Source organism: Rhizobium sp. LjRoot30 (assembly GCF_964253915.1).
Classification (GTDB): domain Bacteria; phylum Pseudomonadota; class Alphaproteobacteria; order Rhizobiales; family Rhizobiaceae; genus Metarhizobium.
Genome location: NZ_CAXUSG020000011.1, coordinates 1 through 12,387 on the forward strand (window position 1 = coordinate 1; position 12,387 = coordinate 12,387).

General features: G+C 58.4%; 12 protein-coding genes. 7 read left to right on the forward strand and 5 right to left on the reverse strand.

What is annotated here, in order from left to right:
• Positions 1–13: 13 nt before the first annotated feature.
• From ACSQ3I_RS20215 to coxB, 4 genes are read right to left on the reverse strand one after another with little or no spacing between them, the layout of a single operon-like run.
• Positions 14–640, reverse strand: a complete 627-nt coding sequence (locus tag ACSQ3I_RS20215) for a cytochrome c oxidase assembly protein (protein ID WP_436001789.1) — start codon at positions 638–640, stop codon at positions 14–16.
• The gene (locus ACSQ3I_RS20220) at positions 637–1,020 is read right to left on the reverse strand and encodes a hypothetical protein (RefSeq protein WP_436001790.1); all 384 of its coding nucleotides are present in this window, start codon (positions 1,018–1,020) and stop codon (positions 637–639) included. The genes ACSQ3I_RS20215 and ACSQ3I_RS20220 overlap by 4 nt, the downstream gene beginning before the upstream one ends.
• Entirely contained in the window at positions 1,020–3,527 is a 2,508-nt protein-coding gene (gene ctaD, locus ACSQ3I_RS20225; protein ID WP_436001791.1) for a cytochrome c oxidase subunit I, read from the reverse strand. The genes ACSQ3I_RS20220 and ctaD overlap by 1 nt, the downstream gene beginning before the upstream one ends.
• The gene (gene coxB, locus ACSQ3I_RS20230) at positions 3,524–4,582 is read right to left on the reverse strand and encodes a cytochrome c oxidase subunit II (protein WP_436001792.1); all 1,059 of its coding nucleotides are present in this window, start codon (positions 4,580–4,582) and stop codon (positions 3,524–3,526) included. The genes ctaD and coxB overlap by 4 nt, the downstream gene beginning before the upstream one ends.
• A gap of 148 nt (positions 4,583–4,730) precedes the next feature.
• Here coxB and ACSQ3I_RS20235 point away from each other — a divergent pair, with 148 nt between their 5' ends.
• From ACSQ3I_RS20235 to ACSQ3I_RS20250, 4 genes are all read left to right on the forward strand, one after another.
• Positions 4,731–5,276: a cytochrome b gene (locus ACSQ3I_RS20235; RefSeq protein WP_436001793.1), complete on the forward strand. Its 546-nt coding sequence runs from the start codon at positions 4,731–4,733 to the stop codon at positions 5,274–5,276.
• A 111-nt stretch (positions 5,277–5,387) separates the two neighbouring features.
• Positions 5,388–7,454: an ATP-dependent helicase gene (locus ACSQ3I_RS20240; protein ID WP_436001794.1), complete on the forward strand. Its 2,067-nt coding sequence runs from the start codon at positions 5,388–5,390 to the stop codon at positions 7,452–7,454.
• Positions 7,455–7,558: 104 nt separating this feature from the next.
• A complete protein-coding gene (locus ACSQ3I_RS20245; protein ID WP_436001795.1) occupies positions 7,559–7,855 on the forward strand; it encodes a PRC-barrel domain-containing protein in 297 nt (98 codons plus the stop codon).
• Positions 7,856–7,894: 39 nt separating this feature from the next.
• Positions 7,895–8,254 carry a hypothetical protein gene (locus ACSQ3I_RS20250; protein WP_436001796.1) on the forward strand — a complete coding sequence of 120 codons (360 nt, stop codon included), beginning with the start codon at positions 7,895–7,897 and terminating at the stop codon, positions 8,252–8,254.
• A 92-nt stretch (positions 8,255–8,346) separates the two neighbouring features.
• Here the strand turns inward: ACSQ3I_RS20250 and ACSQ3I_RS20255 are convergent, their stop codons facing one another.
• A complete protein-coding gene (locus ACSQ3I_RS20255) occupies positions 8,347–9,189 on the reverse strand; it encodes a phytanoyl-CoA dioxygenase family protein (RefSeq protein ID WP_436001797.1) in 843 nt (280 codons plus the stop codon).
• 112 nt (positions 9,190–9,301) lie between these two features.
• Here ACSQ3I_RS20255 and ACSQ3I_RS20260 point away from each other — a divergent pair, with 112 nt between their 5' ends.
• From ACSQ3I_RS20260 to ACSQ3I_RS20270, 3 genes are all read left to right on the forward strand, one after another.
• Complete coding sequence (locus ACSQ3I_RS20260) at positions 9,302–10,339, forward strand: LacI family DNA-binding transcriptional regulator (protein ID WP_436001798.1); 1,038 nt, start codon at positions 9,302–9,304, stop codon at positions 10,337–10,339.
• Positions 10,340–10,654: 315 nt separating this feature from the next.
• Positions 10,655–11,542: a Ku protein gene (locus ACSQ3I_RS20265; protein WP_436001799.1), complete on the forward strand. Its 888-nt coding sequence runs from the start codon at positions 10,655–10,657 to the stop codon at positions 11,540–11,542.
• Between the two features lie 15 nt (positions 11,543–11,557).
• On the forward strand, positions 11,558–12,373 hold the full coding sequence (locus ACSQ3I_RS20270) for a Ku protein (RefSeq protein WP_436001800.1): 816 nt from the start codon (positions 11,558–11,560) through the stop codon (positions 12,371–12,373).
• The last annotated feature ends 14 nt before the right edge of the window (positions 12,374–12,387 follow it).

Consider the following 12,387-nt stretch of genomic DNA (forward strand, 5'->3'; position numbering starts at 1 on the left):
GTTGAGGCCCGAGCTACTTGTCTTGTATGGCTGTGTTCGCGCTCGCAACCAAACGTCCGGCGAGCCCAACCCCACCCACCAGATACACTGCAGCGCCGATCAGCAACATGAAGACACCACCCAGTTGCTGATCCGACCCTGCGTCGAGGGTAAGCCCGAAACAGGTGACCTCGTCTGTGCCGTAGAGTGGACGTGGGCTAAGCGCCAACAGCGCCCCAAGCAATGTCATGTGGATGGATGTCAGGAGAAGCGCGCCTACACCAATGCCGGCGTTGAGGCGTTCCTTTCCGCCAGCAAGGCAACTCCACCAGAGCAGGATGCCGGCTGCCAGGAAAATACCCTGCTCCGCAATGGTGACTAAAACCGATGCCTCGGCAGCAGCGCGGACGGCCGGCGCATGCCAGCCCCATACGGCGATCAGCTCGACCATCGAGGCGATAAGCGGCAATACCGATGGCATCGAACCACGCGGTCTCCATCGTGTCGGCAATCCGAGCGCGATCAGTGGTGCGGCGATGGCGATGACGCCCATATGTGCCAGCATGTGGGCAGAAAACGCGGCGCGCCAGCTTCCCAGCAATGGCCCGAGCCAGATCATCGCGAGCACAAGCAGACCGGTGCAGAGTGCCAACCACCTCACCGGATGCACTCCATGATGAAAACTGTCGGCATGGCGGTGAAGATCACCGCGATAAAGCTGAGGCCTGACAGCAGAAGCGTGGCATATCCCTGGAACAGCAAGCGATCTTTGCGGGTGGGATCGTCATGCGGCGGATCTCCGGTACCGAATCCCCATTGCCGCCAGGCCAGCACTGCGGCCAGAACGATCGTGGAAAGCGCCAGAACCGTGAGCAACCCGATAGCGATCCGAAGATTGCCGAAATCCGATCCGAGAAGATGGGGTTTTTCGCAAAATATGGCTGCGCCGACGTAACACAGCAAGAAATGCAGCGCCCAGACCACCGGAGCGGTGAACAGCGTCCAGAGCGACTCGACCTGACGCGGAAGCAGATGCCACATCAGAGTGCCTCCGGAAACAGCCCGACAACGACAAAGGTGACAAACGCCGTCACGAGCATGAAGTGCCAGTAGAGCGCGACGTTGCAGATCTCCATGTCGTGGCGCGGTGTCATGCGGCCGGCCAGGCTGCGCGCAAAACAATAGAGTTGCATGATCACGCCAACCGCGCCGTGGACCGCAGCCCAGATCACCAGGATCCAGACGATTGCCGGATAGACATGGTCGGTCGGGTCCATGCCGGTGAACCACGGACCGGCAAGAGCCGCGAGACAGCCACCGATGGAAAGCGCCGCTCCCGCCAGGCAAGATATTTGCGCGATGACGACGGCACCGCGGCGATTGGTCTCGCGCGCCGCAACGGTGGCCGCCCATGCCGCAACAAACAGCGCAAGGGCCGTCATCGGCCAGAAGACGCCGGGTCCGGCAAGCCCGCCGGTAAAATCCTGGTGGATCGTCCAGAAGAAGAAATAACCGAAAACCAGGCTGGCAAAGGCCGTGCCATCGCCCACCATGGTGATGAACATTGCCCACCAGCCAACGGATTTTACGCCGGATGCATAAAGCGGCAGGCTCAGCCCGCGTCCGACATCCTTCTCCTGCTTTTCGGGAATGTGCCCGGTGCCCGTCCACAGCCACCAGATCACCGCCGCCAGGAAGGCAATGCCGGAGACGAGCGAGATGGTCCACCATTTGAATGTGAGCGCGACGAACACCGTGCCAAGCGTCACGGCACTGACAAGCGTCACGTATGACGTGCCACCGACGCGCAACACCTGCTCCGGCTCGGCGTCGAGCACCGACGTTACAAGTGTCTCGCGCCGTCCTTCCTTCGCATCGGCCAGATACCACTCCCCGCGCTTGACCTCGCCGGCGAGTTCCCTTTGATCCCAAAGCGGGTAGCGGCTCTCGATCCTTGGGATCGACCGCACGCCCCAATTTTCCTCGGGTTCGCTGATCCACTCCAGTGTCCCGGCGTTCCAGGGATTGACTTCACCCCGCGGCTGCCGGCGCCGGTGCAGCGTGACATCCACCACCACCGCAAACATTCCAATGCCGAGAATGACGGCGCCCATCGTCGAGATCAGGTTCAGCCAGTCCCATCCCATATCTGCAGGATAGGTGAAGACGCGGCGTGGCATGCCGCGCAGCCCGGAGAGATGCATCGGAAAGAAGGTGATGTTGAAGCCGCAAAACATCATCCAGAAGGCGAACCGGCCGACACGATCCGACATATGCTTTCCGTCGATCAATGGGTAATAATAATAGAGGCCGGCAAAGACCGGGAACAGCATGCCGCCGATCAGCACGTAGTGCAGATGCGCAACGACGAAATAGGTGTCATGCGCCTGCCAATCGAACGGCACGAGCGCCACCATGACCCCCGTCAGACCCCCCATGACAAAGATGGCGATGCCACCCATGGCAAAGAGCATGGGTGTCGAAAACACCACCCGGCCCGCCAGCAGGGTGGCGATGAAGACAAAAATCTGCACCCCGGTCGGGATCGCGACCGCCTCGGAAGCGGCGGAGAAAAACGCCAGCGAAATCTGCGGCAGGCCGGTCGCGAACATATGGTGGACCCAGAGCCCGAAAGACAGGAAACCGGTGCCGACGGCGGCAAGCACGATCCAGGAGTAACCGACGATGGGCCGGCCCGCAAATGTCGGGATGATCATCGCCAGCAGCGCAATGGCCGGCAGGAAGATGATGTAGACTTCCGGGTGGCCGAAAATCCAGAAGAGATGCTGCCAGAGCAGTGGATCGCCGCCCCGCTGAGGATCGAAGAAAGGCCAATCGAACATGCGTTGCATTTCGAACAGCAGGTCGCCGGCGATCAACGGCGGAAAGGCAAAGAGGATCATGCCCGCGACGATCAGAAGATACCAGGCAAACAGCGGCATCAGGTTGATGCGCATTCCCGGGGCACGGCATTTCATGATGCCGACGATCAGTTCGACTGCTGCAGCAAGCGAGGCGACCTCGATAAACGACAGGCCGAGCAGCCAGATGTCGGCGCCGATACCGGCCTGTTCACTGGTTGCCAGCGGCGGATACATGAACCAGCCCGCATTGGGGGCGGCATTGAAGAAGATCGAACCGCAGACGAAGACGCCGCCGATCAGAAAGCTCCAGAAACCGAAAGCGCCAAGCCTTGGAAACGGCAACTCCCTTGCGCCAAGCATGGAGGGCAGGAGAAAAATTGCCACGGCCTCGAAGATCGGCACGGCGAACAAGAACATCATCACCGTGCCATGCAAGGTGTAGACCTGGTTGTAGAATTCGGCGGACAGCAGGTCGTTTTCAGGAACGGCGAGTTGCGCGCGCACCAGAAGCCCGAGAAGACCGGCAAACAGCATGAAGGCGAAGGCAGTCGAACCGTACCACAAGCCGACCTGCGTGTTGTTGACGGACGTCCAGTAACGCCAACCGCTCGGATTTTCCCAGACCGCTCGAAGCTGCGCTTCTTCGGCCGCCTTGTCGGATGGAGGTGTTGGCGCGGAACTCATTTCAGCCCTCCCAGCCAGGCAGCGATACTGGAGAGATCATCCCTGGAAAGTTTTGGATAGGCCGGCATATGGCTCCCGGGCTTGACCGAACTGGAATAGCTTATGAAGCGGGCCAGATTTCCGTCCTCATTCTTCAGTTGACCGGCGCCGATTGTCAGTCGTGAGCCGATATGGGAAAGATCCGGTCCGGAAGCGCCACGCGCCTCGGTGCCATCGACCCGGTGACAGTCGCCACAGCCCTCGCGCAAGAACGCTTTTCGGCCGGCTTCGGCTGCGGATATTCCCGCTGAAGCCAATAGGCGCTGGTCGAGCCATGCTTCGAATTCGGCGACCTCCATCGCCAGAGCCGGGAACGCCATCAGCGCATGCGACGTGCCGCAAAATTCGGCGCATTGACCGCGGTAGATGCCCGGACGCGTGGCAAGCAGAGACAGACGGTTCACCCGCCCGGGAACAAGATCCATCTTTCCACCAAGAGCCGGTATCCAGAAGGAATGAATCATGTCTGCGCTGGCAAGCGCAAACTCCACCCGTTTGCCAACGGGAATCCTGACTTCGTTTGCGGATATGACCTGGGTGCCGTCCGCGCGGTGATAGACCACATGCCACCAGAATTGATGCCCGACCACCTCGATGCGCAGGTCCGGGTTCTCCTGCCGGGTAAACGGCCTCAACGACGGCATCAGCCAAAGTGCGTAGGCCAAAAGCGCGGTGAGAACGACGGCGGGAAATATCGCCCCGCCCCAGAGGATAACCCGACCGGCCGCCTGTTCCGATATGGTTTTACGCTTCCAGCGTGCAGCATAGAGTGACAGTGCGACAACGATGGCCCAGGCCATCGACCCGCCCGCCACCATCACCCAGAACAGGATGGCGACCTGTGACGCTTCTTCACCGGCGGGGTCGAGAGCCGACTGACTGCCACTGCAAGACGCCAATGCCGGACAGAGAGCAAGCAATAGCGAAAAGGCTTGTAGCCTTTCCAATCCTGTTTTCGACCGGTGCTTGGCCGGAGCCTCCCGCGTGCCAATAATGGCTCTCTCCGCTTCTTTCAAATGAGGTGATGCGCCTCTGCTTTGTCAGAGGGCTTATCTAGCGCAGCGAGTGGTGACCTCTAGTGTAAACATCACGAATGTTGCCGGACGGCGGGTTTGGGAACCGTGTCTTAGACGCGGCGTTATCATCTCAACGCGATCCCGAAAAATGGAAGACGTGATCATGGCGGAGAAAGTGACCGGTTATTCAGCCACCCAGATCGCTCTCCATTGGGCTGTCGTCGTGCTCGTCACATTCCAGTTCCTGGCGCACAACGCCATCGAGGTTTCCTGGACATCGTACGTCAATGACGAATTACCGCCTCGGGGAAATGCAGTTCTCGCTTACATGCATGTGACCGCAGGCCTGCTCATACTCGGTCTCGCTTTGTGCCGTCTTTATTTGCGAATAACGCGCGGCGCACCCGCACCGCCACAGAATGAGCCGCGATTTTTCAAGCTTATATCGGAAGGTGTCCACGGCATGATCTATCTGCTCCTCCTGGCCCTCCCGGCTTCGGGGGCGGTTGCGTGGTTCATGGGTGTCCGGCCGGCTGCGGAGATCCATGGCTTGCTGGAAAAACTACTGCTGTTTCTCATCGCCGCGCATATCGCCGGCGCACTCTTTCAGCATCTCGTCCGCCGGTCCGATGTCATGATGCGCATGTTCGAACCGGAACACTCTTCCAAGCCTGCCTGGAAAAAATCAGCTTAGGCCTTTTCACCCTTGCAAGCCGTGATATGTTCGATTTTTGTTCCGATTCTCTTCTCGATCCAATGACACCTGCCGTGCCAGGCCACGGTTTTCGCACGAGCATAAGTTCCCATGACGATAGCCTATCTGGAGAAACTCAATGAACGACAGCGAGAAGCGGTCGAACATGGGGTTGGTCTTGCCGGTGGAATTATTGGCGGGCCGTTGCTCATTATTGCCGGCGCCGGGTCAGGCAAGACGAATACGCTTGCGCATCGGGTGGCGCATTTGATCGTCAATGGCGCCGACCCCAGGCGGATTTTGCTGATGACCTTCTCGCGAAGGGCATCGACAGAGATGGCACGTCGGGTCCAGCGCATCTGCAGGAAGGTTATGGGCGAAAGCTCGGCCGTCATGACGGACGCCCTGTCCTGGTTGGGGACGTTTCATGGGATCGGGGCGCGTCTGCTTCGCATGTATTCCGAGCAGATCGGCTTGAACACGGACTTTACGATCCACGATCGTGAAGACAGCGCCGACTTGATGAATCTGGTGCGGCACGAGCTTGGCCTATCCAAGACCGATAGCCGCTTTCCGACAAAAGGCACCTGCCTTGCTATCTACTCCCGCGCGGTCAATGCAGAATGCTCCATCCATGACGCCCTGAAGACCGCTTTCCCCTGGGTCGCGGGGTGGGAGGAACAGCTCAAAAGCCTTTTTGCCAGCTATGTCGAAGCCAAACAGGCGCAGAGCGTTCTCGATTACGACGATCTTCTGCTTTACTGGTCGCAGATGGTCTCCGTACCGGAGTTTGCCCATGAGATCGGCAGTCGCTTCGACCACATTCTGGTCGACGAGTACCAGGATACAAACCACCTTCAGGCGTCGATATTGTCGGCATTGAAACCAGAGGGACGTGGCCTCACTGTAGTTGGCGACGATGCTCAGTCGATCTACTCGTTCCGGGCTGCGACAGTTCGCAATATTCTGGATTTTCCGAAGCAATTCTCTCCAAAGCTGGCAGACATCATCACGCTGGACCAGAACTACCGCTCGACCCAGCCGATTCTTGCCGCCGCGAATGGCGTCATCGATCTTGCCCGGGAGCGCTTTACCAAAAACTTATGGACCGAGCGAAAATCAGAGCAGCGGCCGCTCCTCGTCACGGTGAAAGACGAGAAGGATCAAGCCGCCTATATCGTGGAGCAGGTTCTCGCCAACCGCGAAGTCGGGATCACTTTGAAGAACCAGGCCGTGCTGTTCCGATCTTCCAATCACAGCGGAACGCTGGAAGTGGAATTGACACGGCACAATATCCCCTTCGTTAAATTCGGCGGATTGAAGTTTCTGGATAGTGCCCATGTGAAGGACCTGCTTGCCGTTCTGCGGTTCGCCCAGAATCCCCGCGATCGGGTCGCCGGATTCCGTCTGCTGCAAATGTTGCCCGGGGTCGGGCCGCAGACGGCGGGCAAGATCCTCGATGCCATAGCGAATGATCCTGAACCTTTGCTGTCCCTGCAGGAAATTCCGCCGCCAGCCAAGACGGGCGAGCAATGGATGGGTCTTGTCAGCCTGCTTGCCGGATTGCGGAAAGGTGGCGAATGGCCCGGCGACATCGCAGCGGCGCGGATATGGTATGAGCCTTATCTCGATCGTATTCATGAAGATCCGGAAACGCGCAAGGCCGATCTTCTCCACCTCGAACAGATTGCAGCCGGTTACGCGAACCGTGAGCGGTTTTTAACCGAGCTCACCCTCGATCCGCCTGACGCCACGAGCGATCAGGCGGGAATACCTTTGCTTGACGAGGACTATCTCATTCTCTCGACCATCCATTCGGCAAAGGGGCAGGAATGGCGCTCTGTCTTCATGCTGAACGTGGTTGATGGATGCATCCCTTCCGATCTCGGTGTCGGCTCCACCGCCGAACTCGAGGAGGAGCGGCGATTGCTCTACGTCGGAATGACAAGGGCACGCGACCAACTGACACTGATGACCCCGCAAAGATTCTTTACCCATGGACAGAACGCGCAAGGAGACCGCCACGTCTACGCATCCCGGACGCGATTCATCCCTGTCACTTTGTTGCAATTTTTCGAGACGGCGAGCTGGCCCAAAGTCGCTGCGGCCGTATCCGAACGAAGTACCCATCAGATTCGGATCGACGTGGCGGCGCGTATGCGATCGATGTGGAAATAGAGGCTCGCTGCCGTTGTAGAGCAGACACCGAGGCTCACTCATTCGGGAACAGAGTGCCCGCTGCGGAGTTCCTTCAATCCAACCTATAAAAAGGAGGATCGCAGATGGATCACACCAATCACGTACGGCTGACGACCGCAGAACTGACGCCCGCTATTCTCGAAGGCGCAACTGTCTATGGCGCCGACGATCACAAGGTCGGGACTGTCGACCATGTTCACGGCATGGGTACGGGCAGCACCGCGATTATCGATGTCGGTGGTTTTCTCGGCATCGGCGCGAAGCCGGTTGCCGTTCCCCTTACAGATCTCGACTTCATGCGGGACGAAGACGGCGATGTGCACGCCGTCACGGCCTGGACCAAGGACCAGCTCAAAAACATGCCGGAGCATCGTCACTGAATTCTAAAAGCCCGGCCATCGCAGGCTGTGTGGAAACTGATGGAGGCTCCGGTATTTCCGGGGCCTCTTTGGTTTCAGGCGATGGCGGTTTTGATGTTGGCGGCTCTCATGATGTTGTATGTGAGGATGGAAAGAGCCATTTCGGTTCTGGTTCCTTTCAGGCTCCTGGTCAGGAAGCGCCCGCCGGCTGTCATTCGCTTGATGCTCGGTGAGCGTGTCCGCGAAATCTGGCCGCAGATCGCGATCATTTTTGCAACGGGGCAGGATAGGGTGCCCGATCTTGCAGGTGGATCGGAAGCTGCATTTCTCAAAAAGCCGTTCGGTGTCGATGACATCCGGGATGTCATCGAGCGCATCCGGACTGCGTCCTTGCGCGCCAGACGCAACAAAGCCGGATAGACGGGCAGCTCCGGCTTCTGACTCGACCTCCAGATGTCAATCATGATGCTGCGTAAGCGTCGACCGATGTCGTCGAACTTTGGGATTTTACCTCAAGCTGGATCGGAGCCCATGACGAGGCCTTCAATGTCGTGTTTCTGGGTGATCGGGACGAGTTCGTCAACCACGCGGCAAATAAGGTGCTTCCGGGCCTTTTCTGGCAGGGCTTCATGCCAGTCGCGCGTCACCATCATGTCGTGCAGTTCGGCGTGGCCGGCGCCGGGTGCATCGACACCGAGTACCATGACGGGGCGGGCGATCGGCGACAGGTGCTCTGTTCCGCGATGCACTGTCAGCGCTGAACGGCACGATATGTCGCCCCGATTGGGGTATTTTCGCGCTGCCCGTTCCTGAAAACGCGGCCACTGGGCCTTGTCAGGAAACATTTCATGCTTCCATTCACGACCATCATCCCACTGGGTGCCGGGCGCCACTTCAAAAGGCCCCATGTCCGGGGTCACGTCGACGCCGGTCAGATTGAAGGCTAAGGAGGTAATCTTGTGATCGCGGTAGGTATCGACCGGTGATGGGAAGTCACGATGCCAGGGTTGATATTTCGCCCCCTGAAACGGCACATCGAGGCCAATCTCAACAATCTGATAGTCTGGACCAAGCATGCGTTCGCAGATCTCGATGACCCAGGGATGCATGATCAGGTCAGTGAAGCCGCGGAAATTTTGCGGATGGATTTCCACATACCAGCGCCGTGGCCCGCGTCCGACTGCGCCACCAGGACGCTGGATGGCCGACCAGAACGCGGTCATCATGTCTTCCCGCATTTCATCGGCCCATTCCGGTGTGAAAGCGGATTTCAACCCGACAATACCGTCGGTGCGCAAGGTTTCCAGATGGCTGTCGAGATCGTAGGCAAACGTCCCGTGAGATGATTGGTTCATGATCATTCCTCCTTGATCGTTGTCATCGTACGTCTACTAATAATTATTAGTCAATATGCTTATGGTTATAAATGATGTAAGGCGACAGGGAGGAAATTTTGAAGGAAAGTGGATGGCGCGAGCGAGAGAGGCAAATCGATCGAACCGCAAGGCGACGATGACCGACGTCGCGCGTGCGGCTGGCTGTTCCCAGGCCACGGTCTCCTTCGTTCTCAACAATGCGGTGGGCGTAAAAATCTCGGAAGAGACGCGTCAGAAGGTCATCCAAGCCGCGCGTGCATTGAAATATGGCGAGGCTTCGCCAATCGAGCGGCCGGCGATCGACAGCCCCAAAAGCTTCGGCTTTGTCGTCGATCAAATGTCCACCAGTCCGGAGACGGTGAATGCCTTGGAGGGCGCGCGACAGGGCTCCTGGGAAGAGGGGATCGTCATTTTGACGTCGCAAACCATGGGGATTCGCTCCATGGAGGATTCCGTCATTCGGATGATGGGCCGCAGCGGCGTTTCCGGTCTCATCTACATGACCATCTTTACACGGCAGGTTTCTTTGCCCGCCATCCTCTACGAACTGAACATCCCCGTGGTGCTGCTCAATTGTTATACGGATGATAATCACTTCCCGTCCGTTGTTCCGAATGACTTCGAGGGCGGGCGACGGGCGACACGTGAATTGATCGCACGCGGCCGGCAGCGTATCGCCACAATCACCGGCGAACCTTTCATGCAGGCCAGTCTGGACCGGCTGAGGGGCTATCGTTTGGCGCTGGAGGAGGGGGGCGTTGTCCATGACCCAAGCCTGACGCTTGAAGGCAACTGGTCGCCCACATCGGGATACGAAGCCGCCAGGCGCCTGCTGGCGCGAGACGTTAGGCCCGACGCGATCTTCTGCCAGAACGACAAGATGGCATCTGGTTGCTTCGAAGCGATCCGAGAAGCCGGGCTGATCATCGGAGACGACATTTCCGTTGTCGGCTATGACGACGACGAGATTTGTCGCCATCTTCGTCCGCAGCTTAGCACGATAGTGTTGCCACACCGGGAGATGGGCGCTTGGGCCGTCAACGAACTTCGCCGCGGCAGCATGGGCAAGCGGGGCGCATATGAACCGCATTTTGCCCCGGTGACCTATGTGGAACGCAATTCCTTGTAGCTGTTTCGGGGCCTTAAGCCCAAGGTGGAGACGCCGGGGGAGGGGTAAACTTCGCCAGACGTTCGAGCTTCTTCAGCCGGGAAGCCGATGCTGTCTTACCCTGAGGCGCTGCAGGTGGCGGAAGAACTCAAGTCGCAGGGAAAGGCGTTTCGAGTCCATGCTGATGGCCGGACGGATGACGAGCACCGTCAAAGATTGCTTGACCTCGGTGCGCTGTTTTAGCGGCAGTCCCAGCGGGTACGTCAGACGGCCATCATCTGGAACATTCGGCCGGCAACTTCCGTTTAAGCCAACGGTTATGCAGGAGGATGGCAAATGGCTACACAGCGCGCGAACTGGAAGGGCCACATCACGTTCGGCGAGGTTTCCTGTCCCGTCGCAATCTTTACTGCGGTGTCATCTTCCGACCGGATCAGCTTCAACATCCTCAACCGCAAGACCGGAAACCGCGTGCGCCGCGAGTTCGTCGATAGCGAGACTGGCGATACAGTCGAGCACGACGAGCAGGTCAAGGGATATGAGACAGGTAACGGCAGATACGTCGTGCTGGAGCCGGAGGAAATCGCGGCCGCCATACCCCATAGCGACAAGACACTGGCGATCCAAGCCTTCATTCCCTGCGAGGAGATCGATGATGTTTATTTCGACAAGCCGTACTACCTTGCGCCGCAGGAACAGGGCGTAGAAGCCTTTGCCCTCTTGCGAGACGGAATGAAGGAAGCCGGCGTTGCGGCAATAGCCAGCACTGTATTGTTTCGCCGGCTGCGCACATTGTTGATCCGCCCCCATGGTGACGGCTTGATCGGCACGACATTGAATTACGATTATGAGGTCCGGTCCGCCGAGGAGGCCTTCGATGATGTTGCCGATATCAAGATCGACATGGAGATGCTGGAGCTCGCTTCGCATATCATAGGAACGAAGAAGGGGGGCTACGATCCTTCCAGGTTCGATGATCGATACGAGGATGCGCTGGCCAAGTTGGTCAAGGCGAAGCTGGAAGGGAAGACCTTCAAGAAGCCCAGGGTGCCCAAGGCATCGAAACCGAGCGATCTGCTGCAGGCGTTGCGGGACAGTGCGGCGGGAGGAAAGAAGACCACGACCCGACATAAGTCCGCCAATGCCAATTCTGCGAAGAAGAAGGCCGCACCGGCTGGAAAGTCGGCAGGTGACACGGCTTCCACTCGGCGCAAGGCCGGTTAAGGGTGAGGATCGGTCATGGCAATACGTCCATACTGGAAAGGCTATCTCAAGCTCTCGCTGGTGACCTGCTCTGTCGAGATGACGCCTGCAATTTCCGACAGTGACAAGGTCAAGTTCCATACGCTCAATCGGGACACCGGCAATCGTGTGCTCAGTCAATATGTGGATTCAGTCACCGGCAAGCTGGTGCGCGACCGCGACGAGGTGAAGGGATACCAGCGCGGCGAAGATGACTATGTCATGCTGGAGGATGAGGATCTGGAGCACGTCGCCTTGGAAAGCACGAGGACGATCGACATCTCCACCTTCACACCACGCGGCGAGATCGACTGGATCTGGCTCGACACCCCCTATTACCTGACCCCGAACGACAAGGTCAGCCAGGAGGCCTTCGCCGTGATCCGGGCGGCGATGGAAAAACAGAAAATGGTGGGAATCTCACGGCTGGTTCTCGGACGGCGGGAACGTGCGGTCATGCTGGAGCCTCGCGGCAAGGGCCTTGTACTCTGGACCCTGCGCTATGGTGACGAGGTTCGCGACGACGGTGATTATTTCAAGGGGCTGGATAAAGAAAAGCCGGCGAAGGAAACGTTGCCCCTGATCCGTAAGCTCATCAAGAAGCAGACCCGGCATTGGGACGGGAAGATGGTATCCGATCCCGTGCAGAACAACCTGCTCGAGATCATCAAGTCGAAGAAGAAGCGCCGGAAGCCTCAGGCTCCCAGGAAGGCTGAGTCTGAAAAGGCTGAGAAGCCGAGCAACGTCATCAATATCATGGATGCGCTGCGCAAATCCGTGGAAGCCGATAACAGGCGATCGAATAAAAAGTAGTCACGCAAGCGGCT